The sequence below is a fragment of the Microbacterium sp. ProA8 genome (genome assembly GCF_039905635.1).
GTDB lineage: Bacteria > Actinomycetota > Actinomycetes > Actinomycetales > Microbacteriaceae > Microbacterium > Microbacterium chionoecetis.
The window spans coordinates 3549017-3571526 of the sequence record NZ_CP157000.1 but is presented as its reverse complement, the minus strand read 5'-3'; the positions used below and the strand labels follow the sequence as shown (position 1 = coordinate 3571526).

Below are 22510 nucleotides of genomic sequence, written 5' to 3'. Positions count from 1 at the left end.
CGCCATTATGTCGCGAGACGCGAACGGGTCCGCTCATGGCACTCGGGTCACCGGCGACGTTCCGACCGGGTGACGATGAACCGCTGCACGACGATGAAGACCAGGAGCAGCCCGCCGATGATGATGCGGGTCCACGACTGCTCCGCACCCATGAACGCGATGATGGTCTTGATCACGCCGTACACGAGCACGCCGATCATCGAGCCGATCACGTAGCCGGACCCGCCCGTCAGCAGCGTGCCGCCGATCACGACCGCGGCGATCGCGTCCAGCTCGGTGCCCACGCCGTTGAGCGGATATCCGGCACCCGAATAGGCCGTGAGGACGAGGCCGGCGAGACCGCCGCAGACGCCGCTGATGACGTAGACGAGGATCTTCGTCCGAGCGACCGGCAGACCCATCAGCCGCGCCGACTGCTCGTTGCCGCCGATGGCGTAGATCGTGCGCCCGAAGCGCGTCCACTGCGTCACGAAGACGCCGATCGCCACGATGAGGAGGGCCAGGATGCCGGTCGGCGTGAGGTACCAGTCGCCCACCGTGAGCCGCGTGCGCTGCAGCCACAGCACCGCGGGGTCTTCGACGCGGATGGACGAGAGGCTGACCACGAAGGCGAGGCCGCGCGCCAGGAACAGGCCCGCCAGCGACGCGATGAACGGCTGCACGTCGAAGTAATGCACGAGCACGCCGATCAGCAGGCCGATGGCCGCGCCCCCGAGCAGCATGAGCGGGATGGCCACGATCGCCGGAAGCCCCTCAGCCAGCAGCTTCGCGCAGAGGATGCCGGTGAACGCCATGACGGAGCCCACCGAGAGGTCGATGCCTCCCGTCAGGATGACGAACGTCAGCCCGACGGCGAGGATCAGCAGGTAGGCGTTGTTCAGCAGCAGCGCCGACATGTTGCGCGGCGTGATGAAGTTGCCGAACGCGATCTGCGCGCCCACGAGGAGCACGATCAGGATCACGATGGCCGCGAACGTCGGCATGAGCGACGAGTGGCGGCTCATGAAGGTCGCGTAGCGGTCGGCGAGCGTCGGACGCCCCGCCTCGGTCTGAGTCGTCGTGGTCATCGGACCGCCTCCGCCTTCGTCTGCTCCGTCGTTGTCGGGGGTGTGGGTGGGGGCGCGCTCGGACCGCCGCCGTCGGGGCGGCGTGCCGCGAACAGCCCCCGGGCGAATCGGTGCAGCCGCGGCGACTGGACGAGGACGACCACGACCACGACCGCCGCGAAGAACACGGGCGCCTGCGCAGAAGGCACGCCGAGGAACAGGATGGTGGACTCGAGCGTCTGGATCGTGAGAACGCCGACGACCGTGCCGGCGATCGTGAACTTGCCGCCCATCAGCGACGTGCCGCCGAGCACGACGGCGAGGATCGCGTAGAGCTCGATGTACAGCCCTGCGGCGTTGGCGTCGGCCGCCATGATGTTCGAGCTGTAGAGGACGCCCGCCATGCCGGCCAGCACGCCGCTCGCGGCGTACGCGCCGAAGACGATGCCGCGGGCGCGGACGCCCGCCAACCGGCTCGCCTCGGGGTTGATGCCGACGGACTCGGTGAGCACCCCGAGCGCGGTGCGGCGCTCCAGCAGCGAGATCACGAGGATCGCCGCGACCGAGATGAACAGCGCGAACGGGAGTCCGATGACGTACCCGGTCGCGATGAACTTGTAGGGCGCGCTCGTGACCGTCGTGATGAATCCGTCGGTGATGAGCAGGGCCACGCCGCGGCCCGCGAGCATGAGCACGAGGGTCGCGATGATCGGCTGGATGCCGAGCACGGCGATGAGGAAGCCGTTCCACACGCCCAGGACGAGGGCCACGAGGATGCCGACCAGGAGGGCGACAGCGACGGTGGCGCCGCCGCCGGGATCGCCGGAGGTGTCGATGATCGTGAGCGCGACCGCCCCCGAGACGGCCATGATGGCGCCGACCGAGAGGTCGATGCCCCGGGTGGCGATGACGATCGTCATGCCGAGGGCCACCAGCATGAGCGGGGCGCTGTTGCGGAGGATGTCGATCAGCGCGCCGTAGAGCTCGCCGTCGCGCACGGTGACGCTGATGAACTGCGGCCGCGCGATCGTGTTGACCACGATCAGTGCGAGCAGGGCCATGACCGGCCAGAACAGCCGGTGTGTGACGAGCTTCTTCACGCTGCGCTCCCCTCGCCCTCATTGGCGATGTAGTCGATGAGCAGATCGAGGTCGACGGTGCTGGAGTCCAGTTCGCCGATGCGGCGTCGATCGCGCATGACGACGACTCGCTGTGCCAATCGAAGCACTTCTTCGAGCTCGGATGAGATGAACACGACAGACAGGCCCTGCGCCGAGAGCTCGGCGACCTTGCGCTGGATGTCGGCCTTGGCCCCGACGTCGATGCCGCGGGTGGGCTCGTCGAGGATGATCAGCTGCGGCGCGGTCGCCAGCCAGCGCGCGAGAAGCACCTTCTGCTGGTTGCCGCCCGACAGATTGCGCACGAGCATGTCCGGGTCTGCCGGCCGCACCCCGAGCGCCGCGATGTACTCCGAGACCACCTGGTCGCGCTCGGCACGGGGTACCGGCCGCATCCATCCGCGCTTCGCCTGGATGCCGAGCACGATGTTCTCGGCGACCGTCAGGTCGGAGATGATGCCCTCGGCCCGGCGGTCTTCGGACGAGAACGCGATGCGGTGGTCGATCGCGTGTCGTGGCGACGTGAGCCGAGCCGGCCGACCGCCGATCTCGACGGTTCCCGTGTCGGCCTTGTCGGCGCCGTACAGCAGGCGCACGAGCTCGGTGCGGCCCGAGCCGAGAAGCCCGGCGAGGCCGACGACCTCGCCCTCGTAGATGTCGAGGTCGGCGGGCTCCAGCATCCCTCGGCGTCCGATGCCCGTGGCGCGGAGAACCGGCGTCGCGGTCCGGTCGATCACGCGATCGGCCGTCCGCGAGATGGCCGCGAGCTCGTCGAGCTCCCGTCCGATCATCTGGCTCACGAGGCTGTCGCGCGGCAGATCGACCGCGAGGTGCTCGCCGACGAGCCGGCCGTTGCGCAGCACGGTGATGCGGTCGGAGATCTCGTAGACCTGCTCGAGGAAGTGGCTGACGAACAGGATCGCGACGCCCTGGTCGCGGAGTTCGCGGATGACTGCGAACAGGCGCTCGACCTCGCCACGGTCGAGGCTGGAGGTCGGCTCATCGAGGATGAGCACCTTCGCGTCCAGCACCATGGCTCGGCTGATGGCCACGAGCTGCTGGATCGCGATCGAGTGGCTGGAGAGGATCGAGCGCGTGTCGATGGTGAGGCCGAAGCCGGCGAGGTGCTCGGCGGCGAGCCGGTGGACCGCCTTCCAGTCGATGCCCGCCCGGCCGCGCGGCTCGTGCCCGAGCATCACGTTCTCACCGACCGAGAGGTTCGCGCAGAGGTTGACCTCCTGATAGACCGTGGAGATCCCGGCCGTCTGCGCGTCGGCGGTGGCGGAGAAGACCCGCTCCTCGCCATCGACCGCGATGGTGCCGCTGTCGATCTGGTAGACGCCGGTGAGCGCCTTGATGAGGGTCGATTTCCCTGCGCCGTTCTCGCCCATGAGGGAGTGGACCTCGCCCCGGCGGAGCGTGAAGTCGACGTCGTCGAGGGCGAGGACGCCCGGGAAGCTGATGGTGATGCCCCGCATCGCGACGGCGGGGGTGTCTTCGTTGACGGTCATGCGCATCCGTGTCTTCTGTCTCGTCCGGGCTTTCGTTTCGAGTCCGACGTCCGTCGGAGACCAGCCGAAGCCGGTCCCCGACGAACGCGGGGACGGGGATCAGTACGCGCGGGAGTCGATGACCTCGGCGGCCTGCTCCTGCGTGAAGGACTGGTCCTCGACGTAGTTCTCCTTCTCGACGTCGTTGCCCTCGAGCACGTCGGTCACGAGGCCGGCGGCGAGCTCGCCGAGCAGCGGGTTGCACTCCACGATGAAGTTGATCTTGCCGTCGACGAGGGCCTGCATACCGTCATGCACCGCGTCGATCGAGATGATTTTGATGTCCTCGCCGGGAACGGCGCCTGCTGCCTCGATCGCCTCGATCGCGCCGAGCGCCATGTCGTCGTTGTGCGCATAGAGCAGGTCGATGCCGTCCACGCCGTACTTCTGGAGGAAGCCCTCCATGACCGTCTTGCCGCCGTCGCGCGTGAAGTCGCCCGTCTGCGAGTCGATCGTCTCGATCGCCGTGCCATCGATCGCCTCGTTGAAGCCCTCGGCACGGTCGTTCGCCGGCGCGGAGCCGGTGGTGCCCTCGAGCACGACCATCTTCGTCGGGGTGTCACCGAAGTTCTCGGCGGCCCACTCGCCGGCCGTCACGCCCTCCTTCTTGAAGTCCAGCCCGACCCAGCTCGCGTACAGATCGTCGGACGAGCTGACCGTGCGGTCCTCGAGGACGACCGGGATGCCGGCATCCGACGCCTCCTGCAGCACGTCGTCCCAGCCGTCCTCCACGATGGGGGCGATGACGATCGCGTCGACGCCCCGGCTGATGAAGTCGCGCACCGCCGCGATCTGCGCCGCCGGGTCGTTGTCGGCGGCGTTGAAGATGAGCTCGAAGCCGTTGTCCTCGGAGAACGCCTCCTTCATCGACTCGGTGTTCGCACTGCGCCAGCCCGACTCCGACCCGGTCTGAGCGAAGCCGACCGTCACGAGCTCGTCCCCACCGTCGCCACTCGCGCCTGCTCCGTTGCCCGAGCTCGCGCAGCCTGTCGCCACCAGTGCCAACGCTCCCAGAAGCGCTGCACCGGCGAGAATCCTGTTCTTCATTCCCAAAACCTCCTCGTTCGGGTCCGGCATCGACGCCGGTATCACTGTGCCCCGGGCTGCACTGGTGCTGCCCGTCCGCCTGAATGTTAGCCTTCACATTCCACTGTCGCGCAAGATGTGAGCGGTAACATTTGCGTAACGCGGGTGGGTGCCACGGTCGCCGAAGCGCGTGATTCCGCCGCCGGGAGCCAAAAGTGAGGGATCACATCGCGGTCGACCGCTCGTGATCGAGGCCGTGGTGGCCGCGCGAGCGGATGAGTGCGTTCACAAGTCGACCAAGGCGGACACCGCTATCCGCCGGTGCTCCCGCGCTCAGCGCCGCGAGGCGACCGCGTTCCAGACGCCCGCACCGAGGACGACGGTGGCGGCGAGCAGCGGCGATACGAGGGCGGTCCCGGCCCCCGCGCCGTCGGCGACGAGGCCGGTGACGGCGGATGCTGCGGACTGCCCGACGACGACCGCCGAGCCGAGCATCGTCATGACGGTCGCCGAGCGACCGCGAGGGCTGAAGGCGGCCGCCAGGCTGTACTGGGTCACGAGCGTCGGACCGATGCCCACGCCGATCACGAGCAGGCAGATCGCCATCGCACCGACCGTGCCGACGAAGGGCAGCCAGACCGCGCCCGCGACGAGGACGCCGGCGAAGGTCAGCCATCGCGCGCGCAGCGTGAACGCGGCCGGGAACAGGGCGACGCCGAGGGCGAGCGCGGCGGATCCGATGCCCATCGCGCCGTAAACGAGTCCCGCCTGCTCCGGCACGCCGCGCTCCGCCATGAACGCGGTGAGCGACGTCAGCATCGCGCCGAAGAAAAGGCCCATGCCCAGCGCTCCGACGACGGGTGCGAGCACACGCGCCCGGAAGACTTCCCGCAGCGGCGCCTGCTCGGGGCGGACGCCATCGGCGGATGCCGCGGCCCTCGCAGCGGTCGGGTGCAGGGCGAACGCGGTCACGAAGACCAGGCCCAGCACGGCGGCGCCGATCACGGGTGCCGCCGGGTTGAGCGTGGTCGCGAGCAGGCCGACGATGACGGGGCCGAAGACGAAGACGATCTCGTCCGCCGCCGACTCGTATGCCATCGCTCCGTTCACCGTCGACGTGCGGCGCTCCGCCGGGTACGCCCGCGCGATGAGGCCGACGAGGCGGCTCCGCGAGAGTGGCGCGACCTGGGGCATCGAGGCGCCGATGAAGAACGCGACCGCGAGGAGGGCGACATCCCCGACGGGCGCGAAGGCGAGCCACGCGAACGCGCCCAGCAGGACGCTGTTGACGACGCCCGCGATCAAGAGCACCCGGCGCTGGCCGAAGCGGTCGGCGGCGGCACCCAGGAGCGGGCCGACGAGGGCGGTGCCGAGGCCGGTCATCGCGCTGGTCACGCCGCCCAGAGCGAGCGATCCGCGCGCCGCCACGACGAGCGTGAGGATGCCGACCACCATCATCGCGAACGGCAGGCGTGCGATCAGTGCGACGGGGAAGTACGCATAGCCGGCTTCGCGGATGAGGCTCGGGCGTCGGGCGGTGTGCGGAGGGCGCTGTCGCGTGTCGGTGAGGGTCGTGTGCATCGTGGTTCGGGGCTTTCCGGCCGCAACGGCGGCATTGCGTGCCGCCTTGTCCGCAGCGGCAGAAGGCCGCAGACAGGTAGATGCACATCGAGGATGGCCCGGCCAGTCTACCGGGGGCCACCTGAGCGGTGCCTGGCCGCGGTGTCAGAGCACGGCGCCGACCATGGCCTCGCCGAGCGGGGTGCGGCGGTGCAGCACGCGGGCGCCGTCCCGCGTGCTCGCGAGCAATCCGGCATCCCGCAGCACGCCGAGGTGGTGCGAGGCGGTCGAGATCGCGAGCGCGGTGTCCCGCGCCACCTGGGATGTGGTCCGCGGCTCGTGGGCGTCGAGGAGGATGCGGGCGCGCGCGGGCCCCAGCAGCGCACCGAGCGCCGACGTCACGCCGGCGGGGTCCCGCGCCCAGCTCGCAGTTACCCCCTGCGCCGGGTAGAACAGCGTCGGCTGCGCCGGCGGCTCGGTGAGCACGAAGCATCCGGTCGCCCCCATGACCGATGGCACGAGCACCAGCCCGCTTCCGCGGCAGTCGACGACCTCGCTCCAGATCCGCATCGCGACGCGCACCGCGCCGTCGTGCCATTCGACGCGGTCGTGCAGCGTCTGGATCATGGCGCCGATGCCGCTCTCGGCGATGCGACGGGAGCGCACGGCGATATCTGCCCGCAGCAGCCGCTCGAGCTGGGTCCAGACCGGAGCGATGCCCGTGTTCCACACCGATAGCCATGCCTCGGCGATCATGGCGCGGGCGCGGTCGGGGTGATCGAGCATGCGCTGCACGGCGGCCTGCCGGGCGCCCTCGGTGCGCACCAGCACCTTCGTCATGTCGACGCGGAAGCGCTCGTCGTCGATGTCGCGCAGCCGCTCGGCCTCGGCCTCCGGGGTGAGCTCCCACGTCGGCGTGGTCGTGAAGAAGTCGGGGAAGTAGCCCTCGTCGCGGATCAAGAGCGCGAGTACCTCGAAGTCCTCGCGCGGGATCGCGCTGCGGGCCGTCCGCATCCATCCCCACTGCAGCGGGTACTCGTCGGGCCGGAGCAGGGTGCGCACGGCGTGGCACAGCTCGTGACCCGGCGAGACGCCGAACCGGATCGCGGTGAGGTCGTCCGGTGCCAGCTGGAAGTCGACGAACTTTCGATCCACATCGAAACTCTATGGGCCTCCTCGCCGAGGCGACAGGCTGAAACCATCGTCCACGAGGTCGCAGGAGGAAGTCATGGACATCGAATTCCCCACCGCTCCCGCGGTGGTTCCCCCCATCGTTCGGGCCGACGAGCTCCGCAGGGGAGCGAGTCGCACCCGCACGTTCGTGGGCGCCGAGCACGGCGCCGGCGTGTCGTACTTCTTCGTCGACAACGAGCCGGGGCAGGGCCCCGACATCCACCGTCATCCGTACCCCGAGACCTGGGTGCTGCTCGAGGGTGAGGCACGCATCACGATCGACGAGAAGGTGCTGCATGCCGTCGCCGGCGACACCGCCACCGCGCCCGCCGGCGCCTGGCACGGGTTCAAGAACAGCGGCACCGACCGGCTGCGGGTGCTCTGCATCCACGCGTCGGACCGCATCATCCAGGAGTGGCAGGATGCCCCTGGAGTGCTCGACATCCCCACCGGCAACTGAGGAGAGACGACATGACGTTCCAGGCATATCTCGACAACATCGAGACCAAGACCGGCCTCACGCCGCGGCAGTTCGTGGAGCTCGCGCACGAGAAGGGCTTCGACGAGAGCACGAAGGCCGCGCCGATCGTCGAGTGGCTCGCCGCCGACTACGGCCTCGGCCGCGGGCACGCGATGGCCCTCGTCCACGTCATCACCAAGGGTCCGCAGATCAGCGACAAGCACGTCGGCACCGGCACCGCCCACTCCGACCCGTCGAACACCCTCTGGCTCGACGGCAAGGCGACGAACCCGAACCCCTAGGTCAGGTCGCCGCGGGGATCCACACGCGCATCGTGGAGGGTCCCCGCTCGGCCCACTCGTGGTACGGCACGAGGGGTACGGAGACGGATGCGGCGCCCCTCGGCGCCGCCCCGCCGCCGGCGTAGGGCCATGTCGCCGCCGAGTCGTCCGCGCCGACGGACATCACGTCGATCCAGACGCGCCCGTCGCGCTCGGATGGCCTCGTGCCGGCAGCGAGGACGACGTCGGCGACGTCAGCGGCACCCGCCGTGGCGAGATCGACGGACTCCAGCGCGTACACCTCGGGGCCGCGCTCGATCGCGACACACCCGCGGATCGCGTCGATGCGGGGGTCGGGACTGCTGATGCGCGGGGTCATCGGCAGCTCGAGTTCGACGATGTCGCCCGCACCGAACGCTCGGCGGATCTCCACCGCTCCGGGTTCGACCTCGCGCTCCTCGGCCGGACCGCCGTTCGCGGGAGCGAAGCGCAGACGGGCGCCCCGGGCCCACGAGGGCACGCGCAGCGTGAGGGTCCAGGGCGCGTCGGCCGCGGCTGCGCCCACGCGCCCATAGGCTCCGGACGACGCGCTCGAGGTCACGCGGATCCGCCCCGAGGCCGGATATTCCGTCGCGACGTCGAACGCGACGACCCTTCCGTCCGGCAGCGTGGTGCGCACGCTCGCCGGCGCGTACTGGTGCAGCTGCACGCCGTCGTCGTCGGCGGTCGCGAGGTATGCGTCGAGGCTCGCGAGCGTGCGTGCGACGTTCGGCGGACAGCACGACACCTCGAACCACGGGGCGCGCAGCGACGACGATGCGCGAGGCGAGGTCGCATCCCCGTCGGCGGGCACGCCGGGCACGCGCTGGTGCAGCGTGTTCGCGTAGAAGAACGCGCGGCCGTCGGGCGCGGGGGAGGTGGCGACCACGTTGTACAGGGTTCGCTCGATGAGGTCGGCATGGCGCGGATCCCCGCCCGCGAGCAGCAGGCGCCACGAGAACATGATCGAGCCGACGCCCGCGCACGTCTCGGAGTAGGCGCGGTCGGCCGGCAGCTCCCAGTCCTCGCCGAACGCCTCGTCCTGGTGGTGCGAACCCTGGCCGCCGGTGATGTACGTCCGCCGGGCGACGGTACGGTCCCACTGGCCGCGGAGCGCCCCGAGCAGCTCGGCGTCACCGGTGTCGACGGCGACGTCGGCGGCGCCCGCCGCCAGGTAGTTCGCACGCACTGCGTGGCCGCGCAGAGCCGTCGCATCGCGCACCGGAACATCGTCCTGGAAGTACTTGCGGCCCCATTCGATGTCACGGAGCGTGCCGCGGCCGTGGCGATCGACGAACAGGCGCGCCTGCTCGAGGTAGCGGGGCTCGCCCGTCGCCCGGGCCAGCTCGGCGAGTCCCACCTCGACCTCGGCGTGGCCGCAGATCGCGTCGCGGCCACCGGGCCCGAACTCGGCGCACACGAGGTCGGCGGCGCGCACGGCGACCTGGAGCAGGCCGTCGTCCGCACCCGGCCGCGTGCGCTCACGGGCAACCGCCGCCTGGAAGAGGTGGCCGAGGCAGTACAGCTCGTGCCCCCATTCGAGGTCGGACCACCGGGGCCCCTGGCGCGGGCGCCCGAACATGGTGTTGAGGTAGCCGTCCGCCTCCTGGGCCGCGGCGACACGGCTGACGACGGCGCGCAGCCGCGTTTCGAGGTCGGCGTCGTCGGTGCGGCCGATCTCCCACGCGAGCGCCTCGAGGTACTTGTACACCTCGGAGTCCGAGAACTCGCGTCCGCGGCGCCCCTCCGGCAGCGTGCCGGCGGCGGCGCGGTCGAAGTTGCCGAGCCAACCCTCGGATTCGAGGCGGCTCTCGATGTGCGCGAGCGTGTTGCGGCCGTTGACGGCCTGCCGGTCACCCCAGAAGCCGCCGGTGATGCGAACCTCCTCCTGGCCGAGGGGGCGGAGGCGGCCGTGCGCCGGAGCGACGGGCGCCTGGGGCGCGGTGGTGGTGGTCTGCATGGTCATCCCTTGAAAGCTCCCGACATGAATCCGCGGACGTAGTGGCGCTGCAGCACGAGGAACAGCACGATGCAGGGCAGCGCCAGCACGACCACTCCCGCCTCCGTCGCGCCGTAGTCGATGACGCCCTGCACCTGCACGCGAAGGTTGGAGACGGCCAGGGGCAGCGTCATCCGGTTCGTGTCGGTGATCAGGATGAGCGGCGCCATGAAGTCGTTCCAGGCCGCGAGGAAGGCGAACATGCCGACCGTGATGAGCCCCGGCTTGACCGCGGGCAGCAGCACGAGCCGGAGCGCCCCGAAGGTGGTCGCGCCGTCGACCAGCGCTGCTTCGTCGAGCTCGCGAGGAACGGATTCGAAGGAGATCCGCATCATGAACATCGAGAACGGCAGCTGGAACATCGTGAGCACGATCGCGACGCCGACCAGGGAGTTGCTCAGGCCGACGGCGTTGAGGATCACGTAGAGCGGGATGAGCAGCGTCGTGTACGGCACCATCAGGATCGCGAGCACCGTGAGGAACAGCAGGTTCTTCCCCGGGAACGAGAACCGGGCGAAGGCGTAGCCGCCGAGAGTCGAGACGACCAGGGTCAGCAGCACCGTCAGCAGCGCGACGAAGGTCGAGTTGCCGAGATAGACCCAGATGCCGGCCTGGTAGTCGGCGAGGGCCGCGTAGTTGCCGAATCCCCAGCCCTCCGGCTGGCTGGTGCCGGCTCGGGGCGCCACGGACGACACGGCGGTCCAGATGAGCGGGTAGAGGAACATGATGGCGAGCGCCGTGGTCAGCACCGCGTACGGGATGCCGAAGACGATGCGCGCCGCGGGGGAGCGCCGGGCGCGGCGGCGCGGCGGCTGCACCTCGATGAGGCGGGTGGAGGACGGAAGCGTCTGTGCGGACATGGCGGGCTTCCTCAGTCCTCGTCGGTGCGGCGGAACGCGCGCAGCTGGAAGATGTTGATGACGATGAGAGCCAGCAGCACGATCACCGACAGCGCCGCGGCGATGCCGAGATCGTTCTGGCCCTGGAAGGCGACGTTGTAGATCAGCTGCACGATCGTCATGGTGCTGTTGTCGGGTCCGCCCTTGGTCAGGATGTAGAACTGCTCGAACGCCAGGAGCGAGCCGGTGACGCACAGCACGATGGTGAGTGCGAACGTCGGACGCAGCAGCGGAAGCGTGATGCCGCGGAAGGTCTGCCACGCCGAGGCGCCGTCGATGCGCGCCGCCTCGTAGACGTCGTCGGGGATCGCCTGCAGGCCCACCAGCATGAGCAGCATGTAGAAGCCGGCGTACCGCCACACGATGAGGAACACGGTCGACCAGAGCGCCCCCTCGGGTGTGCCGAGGAACGTGAAGCCCCACGACTGCATGAGGTCGGCGAACGGCCCCGCGTACGGGGAGTAGAGCACGTAGAAGAGGAGGGATGCCGAGGCGAGACCCAGTGCGCTCGGCACGAGGAACGAGGTGCGCAGCAGCGACTTCCACCGGGTGGACTCCTGCACCAGCAGTGCAAGCCCGAGCCCCAGGCCGATGAGCAGGATCGTCGTGATGACCGTGTACTTCAGGGTGAACCAGATGGCGTCCCAGAACAGGCGGTGGTCGACGGCGTCGACGTAGTTCTCGGGAAGGTTCCAGCCCTGGTTGCCCGAGAGCAGCGGCCAGTCCGACGCCGACATGTGCAGCACCAGCAGCAGTGGCAGCAGGAAGACGAACACCACGAACAGGGTCGTCGGGGATGCGTAGAGCCACCCGCGCAGCGCCTCGCGCCGGGCGCGCGAAGCGCGGTGCGGCGGGGAGGGGGCGGTCGGCGGACTCGTCGGCGGACTCAGCGTCTCGGCGGACATGGCGTTCGTTCTCCGGGGATGGGGGCGGTGGCCCGGTCGCCCGGGCCACCGCCGCGGTTCACTGCGCGAGGATCTCGGTGATGGCGTCGTTGTCGGCGTCGACCGTGTCGGTGCCTTCGAGCACGGCGTTGCGCACGAGCTCCAGCCAGGGGCTGCCGGGTGCGTTGAACGCTTGCTGGAAGTTCAGCGCGACGGGCGTGTCGCCCTGCGCGGCCACCTCGTTGATCGTGACGAGCCGAGGGTCCTTCGCGGCGTACTCGTTGTCGGCGAGGTCCGCGCGCGAGACGACGTCGTTGTTCTTCGCTAGAACCTCGACCTGCGCATCCTCCGACATCAGCCAGGTGAGGAAGTTCCACGCCTGCGCGGCCTTCTCCGAGTCCTTGGAGATGCCGATGCCGTCCCCGCCGACGAAGGTCGAGGCGCCGCCGTCGACACCCGGGATGCCGGCAACGCCCGCGTCGAACGGGGTCGACGACAGCAGCGTCGCGGGGTAGAACATCAGGCCGACGTTGCCCTCGGTGAAGCCTGCGGTCCAGGTGGGGCCCGCCTCGTCCTGCGAGCTGGGAAGCACGGCGCCCGACTCCCACAGATCCCGCCAGGTGTCGTAGACCTCCTTGGCGGCGTCGTTCGCCAGCAGCGACTCGTGTCCGTCGTCGCTCAGCACCTCTTCACCGGACGCCCAGATGCCGGGGAACCACGTGAAGACGAGGCATCCGCCGCAGTTCAGGCCGGTCGCGGTGCCGTACACGCCGTCCTTGCCGAGTGCCTGGATCTTCTTGGCCGCGTCGGCGTACTCCGCCATGGTGGCGGGCGCCTTCTCGGGGTCGAGTCCGGCCTCTTCGAACAGCTCCTTGTTCCAGAACAGCATCGACAGGTCGAGCACGAAGGGCAGGACGTGCTCCTTGCCGTCGGTGTCCGTCCCGGCCGAGAGGTGGCCCTGGTTGATCTGGTCCTTCTCGTCGAGGCCGTCGACCTGGGCGCTGATGTCCTGGAACAGGCCCTGCTCCACCCAGTTCGGGACGTAGACGATGTCGGCGGCGAACAGGTCGGGCAGCCCGCCTGAGCCGGCAGCGGCGCCGACCTTCGCCACGTAGTCGTCGTTGGGCACGACGGTCAGCTCCACCTGGTTCTCGTGCGAGGCGTTGTAGGCGTCGACAAGCAGGTTCGCCTGCTTCTCGAGGGGTGCGCGGGTCCAGAGCGTGAGGGTCGTCCCGTCGTCCGTCCCCTCGGCCGGGATGTCCTCCGCAGGCGTCGCCGCGCCACCGCCGGCGCAGCCGGCGAGGCCCATGAGGGCGCCTGACAGGAGGAGTGCGGTCGCCGCGCGCCAGCCGGCGGCGCGACGTCGGGTGTTGGTCATTGCAGTCTCCTTGGCTCGTCTTCGAGCGTGCGCGTGCGGGATCGCCGTGCCGCTGCCGTGATGGGTTTCGAAATCATCGAAACCGCTTTCGGCACGGTATCGTGTGAGTTGACGAGCGGTCAAGACGCTACTTCGATAACGTTTCCGCAACGAGGAGGGGTGATGGCCGCGAACGAGTCCGGGGCACGCAGCGCGACGCTGAGTGATGTCGCGAGGCGCGCGGGAGTGTCGATCGCGACAGCGTCGAAGGCGCTCAACGGCCGGGAGGACGTCGCTCCCGCCACTCGACGGAGGGTGATGGATGCCGCCGAAGAGCTGTCGTTCACCCCCAATGCCATGGCGCGGGGCCTCCTTGCCGGGCGCACCGGCACCGTGGGGCTGCTGACGAGCGACCTCGAGGGCCGCTTCATGATTCCGATCCTGATGGGCGCCGAGGACGCCTTCGGTGCCGGAAAGGTCAACGTGTTCCTCTGCGACGCGCGCGGCGACGCCATCCGCGAGCAGCACCACCTCAAGGCGCTGCTGAGCCGGCGTGTCGACGGCATCATCGTCGTCGGCCGGCAGACCGACCCCCGCCCGTCGCTGGGTCAGGAGATCCCGGTGCCGGTCGTGTATGCGTACGCGCCGTCCGACGACCCGCGCGACCTCTCGCTCACCCCCGACAACTACGCGGGCGGCAGGCTGGCCGTCGAGCACCTCATCGCGTGCGGCCGCACCCGCATCGCCCACATCACCGGCGACCCCGCCTACGCCGCCGCACAGGATCGCATCGCGGGAGCGCGGGCAGCGCTCGACGCGGCCGGCCTCGAGCTCGTAGGAGAGCCGATGTTCTCCGAGTGGACCGAGCATTGGGGGAGGGATGCCGCGGCCATGCTGCTGGAACGGCATCCCAATGTCGACGCCATCTTCTGCGGCTCCGACCAGCTCGCGCGCGGCGCGCTCGACACCGCGCGGGACCTCGGCCGTCGCGTGCCGGAGGATCTCGCCGTCATCGGCTACGACAACTGGGAGGTGCTGGCGACCAACTCGCGCCCCGAGCTGACGAGCATCGACGCGAACCTCCAGCAGCTGGGACGCCAGGCGGCGCAACGGGTGTTCGACGCGATCGACGGCGTGGACATCGGCGAGGGCACCCACCACCTTCCGGTGCGCCTGATCATCCGCGGCTCGACGATCCCGCGCCGCTGACGCGGCGGCGGGCTGCATGGCCCCGCGTCACTGACGCGGCGAGCGGCTACTCGCGCCCGCGGCGACGCCACCACGGGCTGCGGCGGCGGGCTGCGGCATCCGTCTTCGCCTGCGCCTGCGCCGTGATCCGCGCGGTGCGGCGCTCGCGCCATGCCGCAATCTCGGCGTCGACGTCACGCGTCGGGGTCACGACCGGCGGCCCGCCCTGCAGCTGCCGCCGGGCCTCGACGACGCGGCGGTTGAAGTCCTCGAGCGCGTCGCGCACGTCGGCCTCGCTGCTCAGCGCATCGAGGCGCGCGTCGAGCTCGGCGTTCTCGACGCGGAGCCGGAGCGCCGGCGGACCGAGGCCGGTGAGCTGCTCGCTCTCGATCTTGCGGCGGATCCACCAGTCCGGATCGTGGCTTTCGCCGAGGCCGGGGATGGGCTTGCCGGCGCCGGGCAGATCATCGAACTCGCCTCGGCGGATCGCCTGCTGGATCGCGTTCTCGACGACTGCCGCCCGCTCGGCCGCCGAGAAGCCCCGTGCCGGCGGCGCGGCCGCGTCTGCGGCATCCTCTTCGTCCGATGACAAGCCCTGCTCACGCTGCCACTTCTCGAAGCGGTAGCGTTCGGCGGCTTCGCGCGGCCCCTCGCTCATGACCCCGTGACGTGATCCCGCCACGAATGCTGCGGGGCGTACCCGAGCACGCGCCGGGCCTTGTCGATGGAGAGCAGGGTGTCGTGCTCGCCGAACTCGCGGGTCTCGACGCCGGGGAAGACCTCGGCGACGAGTTCGGCGTTGGGGCGCGACATCACGGTGTCGGCCGCGGCGATGATGTACGTCTCGAAGCCGGGCGGCGCGACCTCGAGCGCGCGCTGCACGGCCTGCGCGCCGTCCCGGGCGTCGATGTAGCCCCACAGGTTCCACTTGCGGGTCATTGCGTCGGCGTCGTACGACGGGAACGCGGCGTAGTCCTCCGGAACCATCACGTTCGAGAACCGCAGGCCCGTGATCGACAGCTCGGGGTGCCACCGCACGAGCTCGACCGCCATCCGCTCCTCGAGCGTCTTCACGAGCGAGTACACCGACTCGGGCCGCGGCGGGTACTCCTCGTCGACCGGGATGTACGGCGGCGCGACGTCGAACGGCAGACCCAGCACGGTCTCGCTCGAGGCGTACACGAGGCGATGGATGCCGAGCCTCACCGCCGCCCAGAACACATTGAACGTCGCGGTCATGTTGTTGTGGAAGGTCGCGACATCGGAGCGGATGCCGGGGGCGGGGATCGCCCCGAGATGCACGACCCCGTCGACCCCTTCGTGGCGATCGTTGACTGCGGTGAGGGCGTCGATCACCTGGCCGTAGTCGGTGAGATCGACCTGGACGAAGCCAGGACCGCGGGTTCCGACCACGTCGAGGCCGATGACGTCATGGCCGGCCGCACGCAGTTCGCGGGCGACGACGGTGCCGAGCTTTCCGGACGAGCCGGTGAGGGCGATGCGCATGATTCCAGCGTGCCATGCACACAGCGCGTCGGGGCCCTCGGGCGGGGATGAGGTCAGCGGGCGGTCGCGGCATCCGGCGCCGCAGGCCGCGCGCCGCTGAGCCGGCGGAGCCGCTGCCGGGCGAAATCCTGCGCGCGCGGGCCCTCTTCGAGTGCCTTCGCCGACACCGCCAGCACGATGCGGGTGAGGGTCACCACGGGCAGGGGAGACCGGCGCAGGCCGAGCAGCTGCCGGTACCGGCGCGGCAGACTGGCGACGGCCGCGGCGAAGAGCACGCGGTAGGCGATGCGCATGACGCCGGTGAAGGGCGCCGCGCGGAGGAACCGCACCACGTCGTCCACTCGGGCGTCGCGGCGGAGCTCGCCGCGTGCCAGGAACCCGTCCATGCGGGCGTGCAGCTCGCCCTCGGTCAGCGGTGGATTCGTGAGGCGCATCAGGCGACCGGCCTGCGCCCACTCGCGGACATACGCGTCGCTGCCGCCGGGGATGGGTCCGCCCCACCGCTGGTGCGCGCCGAGGAACGCCTCGGTGAAGGCGAGATGCACCCACTCGACGAGGTCCGCGTCGCCCGCCGAGTAGTCGCGCGGGCCCGCGACGGACTCGTACGAGCCCTGCACCCGCTCGTGCAGCCGCGCGACGCGCTGGGTCTCCCGCGCCGCCTGCGCGGTCGATCCGTAGGTGACGCAGATGATCCAGCGCACCGTGCCGGTGAGGCGCCCGATCGGGTCGTCGCGGTAGCGCGAGAAGTCGTGCACGCCCGCCATCGCCCCCGGATGGAGAGCCTGGATGAGCAGGGCGCGGATGCCGGCGATGAAGGTTCCCGTGCCGGCGTGCACCGTCCACACCGCGCCGCCGTCTGCGAAGTACCCGGCGTCGTCGCCGTCGGCCAGGGCCCGGACCCACGGCGGCGTGCCGTCGGGATCGCCGGCGAGAGCGGTCAGCAACCGGGCGCGCAGCGCCGGTCGTCGCGTCTTCGGAGCGTCTGCACCCATGCCTCCAGCGTGCCACCTCCGGCGATGCCGGGCGCCGGGTGGCGGATAGGGTGTGCGCCATGGACGACACGCGGCCGCTTCCCGCCGATCCCGTGCGCGTGGGCGTGCGCGAGGTGGCGCGTGCCGCAGGAGTGTCGACGCAGACGGTGTCGCGCGTGCTCAACGAGCACCCGAACATCCGACCCGAGACGCGCGACCGCGTGCTGCAGGCGATCGCCGACCTCGGCTACCGCGTGAACAACGCCGCCCGCACGCTCGGCACCCGCACCACCCGCACGCTCGGGGTCATCGCCTCCGACGCGACGCTGTACGGACCGGCGGTCGGCATCGCCGCGCTCGAGGCGGCGGCGCGCGACGCCGGCCGGTGGATCGCGACGGCGTACGCGGACGCCTCGGACGAGGCATCCGTCCGCGATGCGGCCGATCGCCTGCTGGGCCAGGGCGTCGACGGGCTCATCGTGCTCGCGCCGCACGCGGCCACGCTGACGGCGCTGACGGGCGCGCACCCAGGGGTCGCGATCGCCGCGCTGCACACCGGACCCGGCGCCGAGCAGCAGGAGGCGGGCGCGGCTCTCGCCATCTCGCACCTCGTCGACCTCGGGCATCGCCGCATCGGCCGGGTCGCCGGACCCGAGGAGTGGCTCGAGGCGCGCTCGCGCGAAGCGGGGATGCGCCGCGCGCTCGAGGACGCCAGGCTCGGGAGCGAGCCGCACTGGAGCGGCGACTGGACCGCTGCGGCCGGCGCCGCTCTCGCTGCGGAGGTCGCCGCGGCCGTGCGCGCGGGAGGTCCGACGGCGGTGGCGGTGGCCAACGACCAGATGGCGCTGGGCCTCATCGCGGGACTCCGCGAGGCGGGCGTCGACGTGCCCGGCGACGTGAGCATCGTGGGCTTCGACGACAACCCGGATGCCGCGTTCTACCGCCCGGCGCTCACCACGGTGGGGCTCGACCTGGCGGGCGAGGCGCGCCGGGCTGTCGCGGCGGTGCTCGGCGCCGGGGCGCCGGGGCCTGCCGCGCCGCGGCTCGTCGTCCGCGCCTCAACGGCCCCGCCTCGTTGACCACCGTCGAACTCTCCCGCGCCGGCGGCGTCGAGAATTCAGGAGAACTGAATCCTCCAGGCCCGGAGCCCGCGACATTCCGCGGTCGCGCGGCGAACATCCGCCGATGTTCCTGAATCGTTGACGCGGCTGCTCCAGGCAGGGTTGGCAGCAGGGATTGTTACCGGTAACATCATCCCCACTGCGAGCCGATGAACCGCGTCAGCACGAGACCCGATGGAGGACCCCGTGACAAGCCCCGATCCGGCGACCCCGGCATCCGCGTTCACCCCCGAGGTCGAGGCATCCATCGCCGCCGTCCGGGCCGATGTCGCGAAGCTCCACGGCGAGCTCGTGCGCTACGGCCTCGTGGTCTGGACGGGCGGCAACGTCTCGGGGCGCGTCCCCGGCGCCGACCTGTTCGTCATCAAGCCGTCCGGGGTCTCGTACGACGACCTCGCTGCCGAGAACATGATCCTGTGCGACCTCGACGGCAACGTCGTGCCCGGCACGCCCGGCAGCGAGCGCAGCCCGTCGAGTGACACCGCGGCGCACGCCTACGTCTACCGGAACATGCCGGAGGTCGGCGGCGTCGTGCACACGCACTCCACGTTCGCTGTGGCCTGGGCGGCGCGCGGCGAGGAGATCCCCTGCGTCATCACGGCCATGGCCGACGAGTTCGGCGGACCCATCCCCATCGGCCCGTTCGCCATCATCGGCGACGACTCGATCGGCCGCGGCATAGTCGAGACCCTCACCGGACACCGCAGTCGCGCGGTGCTGATGCAGAACCACGGTCCGTTCACGATCGGCACGTCGGCGAAGGATGCGGTGAAGGCCGCGGTGATGGTCGAAGACGTCGCCCGCACCGTGCACTACGCGCGGGAGGCCGGCCCGCTGATCCCCATCCCGCAGGACGCGATCGACCGCCTGTTCGATCGCTACCAGAACGTCTACGGCCAGTCGTCCGACGAGCGCCGTGACGCGGCCGACGAGCGCGCTGACGCGTCCACCGAGCGCGGGGAAGAGGGCGGCCGATGAGCGCCGGGGCGATCCGCGCCGGGCGCACGGCGCTCGGCATCGAACTGGGCTCCACCCGCATCAAGGCGTGCCTCGTGGATGCCGACGACCCGGCGAACCTGCTCGCCGTGGGCTCGCACGCCTGGGAGAACCGGTACGAGGCAGGCCTCTGGACCTACTCGTTGGACGAGGTGTGGTCCGGGCTCCAGGCGGCCTACGCCGACCTCGTCGCCGACGCGCAGCAGCGCCACGGCGCCGCGCCCGAGACGTTCGGCGCGATCGGCGTCTCGGCGATGATGCACGGCTACCTCGCCTTCGACGAGGCGGGCACGCTGCTCGTGCCGTTCCGCACCTGGCGCAACACGAACACCGGCCCCGCGGCGGCGGAGCTCACCGACGCGCTCGGCGTGAACATCCCGCTGCGCTGGTCGATCGCCCACCTGCATCAGGCGGTGCTGGATGCTGAGCCGCACGTCCCCGACATCCGCTTCGTCACGACCCTCGCCGGCTATGTCCACCAGCGCCTGACGGGGGAGAGGGTGCTCGGTGTCGGCGACGCGTCGGGCATGTTCCCGATCGACTCCGCCACGAGCGACTACGACGCCGGGATGCTCGCGCGCTACGACGCCCTCCGACAGGCGCAGGGGCCGACGGCCGGAAGGCTGCCCGTCGCCCACGTCGCCGAGCTGCTGCCCCGCGTGCTCGTGGCCGGTGCTCCCGCCGGCGCGCTGACGGCCGAGGGTGCCGCGCTGCTCGACCCGTCGGGAACCCTGCGCCCCGGCATCCCGTTCTGCGCTCCCGAAGGCGACGCCGGCACCGGCATGGTCGCGACCAACGCGGTCGCCCCGCGGACCGGCAACGTCAGCGCGGGTACGAGCATCTTCGCGATGGTCGTGCTCGAACGGCCGCTCGAACGCGTGCACCACGAGCTCGACCTCGTCTCGACCCCGTCCGGCGACGCCGTGGCGATGGTCCACTGCAACAACGGCGCCAGTGAGCTCGCGGCGTGGGCCGGCATGTTCGCGCGCTTCGCCGAGGCATCCGGTACGCCGCTCGGCGACGACGCGGTCTACGAGGTCCTGTTCCGCGAGGCGCTCGAGGGCGACGCGGATGCCGGAGGGCTGCTGGCCTACAACCACCTCGCCGGCGAGCCGATCGCCGGTCTCACCGAGGGCCGCCCGCTGTTCGTGCGCACCCCCGACAGCCGCTTCACCCTCGCCAACGCGATGCGCGCCCAGCTCTACGGGGTTTTCGGAACGCTCGCCCTCGGCATGCGCGTGCTCGACGACGAAGGTGTCGGCCTCGACCGGATGTTCGCCCACGGCGGCATGTTCCGCACCGCCGGTGTCGCGCAGCGCTTCCTCGCCGGAGCGCTCGGCGCCCCGGTGTCGGTCGGCGACACGGCGTCTGAGGGCGGCGCGTGGGGCATCGCCGTGCTCGCCGCCTACCTCCCGCACGCCGCCGAGCTGAGCCTCGCCGCCTACCTCGAAGACCGGGTCTTCGCCGGCGCCGCGATCGCGACCGCCGAGCCCGATCCCGGCGACGTCGCCGGCTTCGCCGCCTACCTGGACCGCTACCGTGCCGGCCTCGCCGTTGAAGCCACCGCCGTCACCGCTCTGACTTGACCCCCGTGTCCCGCTTTCCCGCCTTCGTGTCCCACTTCTCGCCGCTAGAGGCCGCTCTATCGACCGAAAGTGGGACACGGATGCCTCGGACCTGAACGAACCGAAGGAACCACGATGACCCGCACACCCCTCTCCACCTCGCTCGACGGCTACGAGATCTGGTTCGTGACCGGCAGCCAGAACCTGTACGGCGAAGAGACCCTGCGCCAGGTCGCCGAGCAGTCGCAGGCCGTCGCTGAGGGCCTCGCCGGCCTCCCGGTCAAGGTCGTGTGGAAGCCCGTCCTCAAGGACTCCGACTCCATCCGCCGCCTCGCCCTCGACGTCAACGCGCGCGACGACGTCATCGGCGTCATGGCGTGGATGCACACTTTCAGCCCTGCGAAGATGTGGATCGCCGGACTCGACGCGCTGCAGAAGCCGCTCCTGCACCTGCACACGCAGGCGAACGTCGAGCTGCCGTGGGCCGACATCGACTTCGACTTCATGAACCTCAACCAGGCCGCGCACGGCGACCGCGAGTTCGGGTACATCCAGACGCGCCTCGGCGTCGCCCGCAAGACGGTCGTCGGGCACGTGTCGAACCCCGCGGTGCGGCAGCAGGTCGAGGACTGGCAGCGCGCGGCCGCCGGCTGGGCGGCATCCCGTTCACTCAAGCTCGCCCGCTTCGGCGACAACATGCGCTACGTCGCGGTCACCGAGGGCGACAAGACCGAAGCCGAGCTGCGGTTCGGCGTGCAGGTGAACACGTGGGGCGTCAACGAGCTGGTGGAGAGGGTGGATGCCGCCACCGACGCCGAGGTCGACGCCCTGGTCGCCGAGTACCTCGAGTCGTACGGCGTCGCGCCCGAGCTGCGACCGGACGGCGACCGCCACCAGTCGCTGCGCGACGGGGCGGCGATCGAGGTCGGGCTGCGCTCGTTCCTCGAGGAGGGCGGCTTCGGCGCCTTCACGACCTCGTTCGAGGACCTCGGCGCGCTGAAGCAGCTGCCCGGCCTCGCGGTGCAGCGACTCATGGCCGAGGGCTACGGCTTCGGGGCCGAGGGCGACTGGAAGACGGCCATCCTGGTGCGCGTCGCGAACGTGATGGGCGCGGGCCTGCCCGGCGGCGCGAGCCTCATGGAGGACTACACGTACGACCTCGTCGCCGGCGACGAGAAGATCCTCGGCGCGCACATGCTCGAGGTCTCGCCGTCGCTGACCACCGCGAAGCCGCGCCTGGAGGTGCACCCGCTGGGCATCGGCGGCAAGGACGACCCGGTGCGTCTCGTCTTCACCGCCGACCCCGGCCCCGCGCTGGTCGTGGCGATGAGCGACATGCGCGACCGGTTCCGCCTCGTCGCGAACGTCGTGGAGAACGTCGACGCCCCCGACCTGCCGAAGCTTCCGGTGGGCCGCGCCGTCTGGAAGCCCGCTCCCGACTTCGCGACCAGCGCAGGCTGCTGGCTCGCGGCGGGTGCTGCGCACCACACCGTCATGACCACGGCCGTGGGCATCGAGGTGTTCCGCGACTTCGCCGACATCGCCGGCACCGAGCTCGTGGTCATCGACGACGACACCACGGTGCGTGGCTTCCAGCGGGAGCTGCGCTGGAACCAGGCGTACTACCGTCTCGCGCAGGGTCTGTGAGCCCTGGGGCCCTGTCGTCCGGGGTTCGGGGCGCATGGCGTCCGTTCGGGGCGCACGCGGTGCGCCCCGAACGAGCGGGGTGCGCCCCGAACCGCGTCGCGCCGTTCCACGCGCCGCGAGCGAC

At 70.8% G+C, this 22510-nt stretch carries 20 protein-coding genes; 7 read left to right on the top strand and 13 right to left on the bottom strand.

Going from position 1 to position 22510, the window contains the following annotated elements:
- Positions 1-47: 47 nt before the first annotated feature.
- The 6 genes from ABG085_RS16115 to ABG085_RS16090 form a co-directional block, all read right to left on the bottom strand.
- Entirely contained in the window at positions 48-1067 is a 1020-nt protein-coding gene (locus ABG085_RS16115) for a sugar ABC transporter permease YjfF (RefSeq protein WP_347976754.1), read from the bottom strand.
- Positions 1064-2146 carry an ABC transporter permease gene (locus ABG085_RS16110; protein WP_347976753.1) on the bottom strand — a complete coding sequence of 361 codons (1083 nt, stop codon included), beginning with the start codon at positions 2144-2146 and terminating at the stop codon, positions 1064-1066. The genes ABG085_RS16115 and ABG085_RS16110 overlap by 4 nt, the downstream gene beginning before the upstream one ends.
- Positions 2143-3681 (bottom strand): sugar ABC transporter ATP-binding protein, encoded by a 1539-nt coding sequence (locus ABG085_RS16105; RefSeq protein ID WP_347976752.1) that lies wholly within the window; start codon positions 3679-3681, stop codon positions 2143-2145. Before ABG085_RS16105 ends, ABG085_RS16110 begins: the two co-directional genes overlap by 4 nt.
- Positions 3682-3774: 93 nt before the next feature.
- Positions 3775-4761 (bottom strand): ABC transporter substrate-binding protein, encoded by a 987-nt coding sequence (locus tag ABG085_RS16100; RefSeq protein ID WP_347976751.1) that lies wholly within the window; start codon positions 4759-4761, stop codon positions 3775-3777.
- 312 nt (positions 4762-5073) lie between these two features.
- Positions 5074-6321, bottom strand: coding sequence for an MFS transporter (locus tag ABG085_RS16095; RefSeq protein ID WP_347976750.1), 1248 nt, complete (start codon positions 6319-6321; stop codon positions 5074-5076).
- A gap of 144 nt (positions 6322-6465) precedes the next feature.
- Positions 6466-7455 carry a DUF5937 family protein gene (locus tag ABG085_RS16090; protein WP_347976748.1) on the bottom strand — a complete coding sequence of 330 codons (990 nt, stop codon included), beginning with the start codon at positions 7453-7455 and terminating at the stop codon, positions 6466-6468.
- 73 nt (positions 7456-7528) lie between these two features.
- Here ABG085_RS16090 and ABG085_RS16085 point away from each other — a divergent pair, with 73 nt between their 5' ends.
- Together ABG085_RS16085 and ABG085_RS16080 are read left to right on the top strand one after the other, a co-directional pair.
- Positions 7529-7933 (top strand): cupin domain-containing protein, encoded by a 405-nt coding sequence (locus ABG085_RS16085; RefSeq protein ID WP_347976747.1) that lies wholly within the window; start codon positions 7529-7531, stop codon positions 7931-7933.
- 11 nt (positions 7934-7944) lie between these two features.
- Positions 7945-8235 carry a DUF4287 domain-containing protein gene (locus tag ABG085_RS16080; RefSeq protein ID WP_347976746.1) on the top strand — a complete coding sequence of 97 codons (291 nt, stop codon included), beginning with the start codon at positions 7945-7947 and terminating at the stop codon, positions 8233-8235.
- Position 8236: 1 nt separating this feature from the next.
- Here ABG085_RS16080 and ABG085_RS16075 read toward each other — a convergent pair whose 3' ends face one another.
- Genes ABG085_RS16075 through ABG085_RS16060 form a run of 4 tightly spaced genes read right to left on the bottom strand, consistent with a single transcriptional unit; the run spans position 8237 to position 13413 of the window.
- A complete protein-coding gene (locus ABG085_RS16075; RefSeq protein WP_347976745.1) occupies positions 8237-10219 on the bottom strand; it encodes a beta-L-arabinofuranosidase domain-containing protein in 1983 nt (660 codons plus the stop codon).
- Positions 10216-11112 carry a carbohydrate ABC transporter permease gene (locus tag ABG085_RS16070; RefSeq protein WP_347976744.1) on the bottom strand — a complete coding sequence of 299 codons (897 nt, stop codon included), beginning with the start codon at positions 11110-11112 and terminating at the stop codon, positions 10216-10218. Before ABG085_RS16070 ends, ABG085_RS16075 begins: the two co-directional genes overlap by 4 nt.
- A gap of 11 nt (positions 11113-11123) precedes the next feature.
- Positions 11124-12056: a sugar ABC transporter permease gene (locus ABG085_RS16065; protein WP_347976743.1), complete on the bottom strand. Its 933-nt coding sequence runs from the start codon at positions 12054-12056 to the stop codon at positions 11124-11126.
- A 58-nt stretch (positions 12057-12114) separates the two neighbouring features.
- Positions 12115-13413 (bottom strand): sugar ABC transporter substrate-binding protein, encoded by a 1299-nt coding sequence (locus ABG085_RS16060; protein WP_347976742.1) that lies wholly within the window; start codon positions 13411-13413, stop codon positions 12115-12117.
- Between the two features lie 162 nt (positions 13414-13575).
- On the opposite strand from ABG085_RS16060, the gene ABG085_RS16055 reads away from it, so the two are divergent.
- A complete protein-coding gene (locus ABG085_RS16055; protein WP_347976741.1) occupies positions 13576-14601 on the top strand; it encodes a LacI family DNA-binding transcriptional regulator in 1026 nt (341 codons plus the stop codon).
- A gap of 46 nt (positions 14602-14647) precedes the next feature.
- Here ABG085_RS16055 and ABG085_RS16050 read toward each other — a convergent pair whose 3' ends face one another.
- The 3 genes from ABG085_RS16050 to ABG085_RS16040 are packed head-to-tail and all read right to left on the bottom strand — an operon-like array spanning position 14648 to position 17078.
- Positions 14648-15238, bottom strand: coding sequence for a DUF1992 domain-containing protein (locus ABG085_RS16050; protein ID WP_347976740.1), 591 nt, complete (start codon positions 15236-15238; stop codon positions 14648-14650).
- Positions 15235-16086 (bottom strand): NAD(P)-dependent oxidoreductase, encoded by an 852-nt coding sequence (locus ABG085_RS16045; RefSeq protein WP_347976739.1) that lies wholly within the window; start codon positions 16084-16086, stop codon positions 15235-15237. Before ABG085_RS16045 ends, ABG085_RS16050 begins: the two co-directional genes overlap by 4 nt.
- A 53-nt stretch (positions 16087-16139) precedes the next feature.
- Positions 16140-17078, bottom strand: coding sequence for an oxygenase MpaB family protein (locus tag ABG085_RS16040; RefSeq protein WP_347976738.1), 939 nt, complete (start codon positions 17076-17078; stop codon positions 16140-16142).
- Between the two features lie 59 nt (positions 17079-17137).
- Between ABG085_RS16040 and ABG085_RS16035 the strand changes: the two genes are divergently transcribed.
- From ABG085_RS16035 to araA, 4 genes are all read left to right on the top strand, one after another.
- On the top strand, positions 17138-18136 hold the full coding sequence (locus tag ABG085_RS16035; protein WP_347976737.1) for a LacI family DNA-binding transcriptional regulator: 999 nt from the start codon (positions 17138-17140) through the stop codon (positions 18134-18136).
- A 216-nt stretch (positions 18137-18352) separates the two neighbouring features.
- Positions 18353-19156: an L-ribulose-5-phosphate 4-epimerase gene (locus ABG085_RS16030; protein WP_347976736.1), complete on the top strand. Its 804-nt coding sequence runs from the start codon at positions 18353-18355 to the stop codon at positions 19154-19156.
- Positions 19153-20760 (top strand): FGGY-family carbohydrate kinase, encoded by a 1608-nt coding sequence (locus ABG085_RS16025; RefSeq protein WP_347976735.1) that lies wholly within the window; start codon positions 19153-19155, stop codon positions 20758-20760. The genes ABG085_RS16030 and ABG085_RS16025 overlap by 4 nt, the downstream gene beginning before the upstream one ends.
- Before the next feature lie 114 nt (positions 20761-20874).
- Positions 20875-22386, top strand: coding sequence for an L-arabinose isomerase (araA, locus tag ABG085_RS16020; protein WP_347976734.1), 1512 nt, complete (start codon positions 20875-20877; stop codon positions 22384-22386).
- Positions 22387-22510: the final 124 nt, after the last annotated feature.